This window comes from Herbidospora sp. RD11066 (assembly GCF_054661255.1).
The window spans coordinates 1-240 of the sequence record NZ_BAAGDO010000341.1 but is presented as its reverse complement, the minus strand read 5'-3'; the positions used below and the strand labels follow the sequence as shown (position 1 = coordinate 240).

Sequence of the window (240 nt, the reverse complement as noted above, 5' to 3'; positions counted from 1 at the left end):
ACCGATTGGCAATTTGTAAGAAATCTCAAAGTTGATCATTGTTGCTACAAGAGCACCCATCATGAAGACACCAAGTACAGAAGCAGCATCAATCAAAGCTGTCAAAGTACTTTGCATGTTGTTGATAAGGTTAACCCCTTCTTTGTAGGCAAATTCCAATTGTTTCCAACGGAAGATGTCATAAGCAACTGCAACTGCGATCCAAAGGAAGATACCCCATGGTTGGCCAGCGATAGCCAT

Annotated in this window: 1 protein-coding gene; it reads right to left on the bottom strand. The window is 42.1% G+C overall.

All coding sequences use genetic code 11. The features are described 5' to 3' along the window. A partial coding sequence (locus ACYQ78_RS40070) for a PTS system mannose/fructose/sorbose family transporter subunit IID (RefSeq protein WP_459806230.1) occupies nucleotides 1-240 on the bottom strand: 240 nt, incomplete at both ends.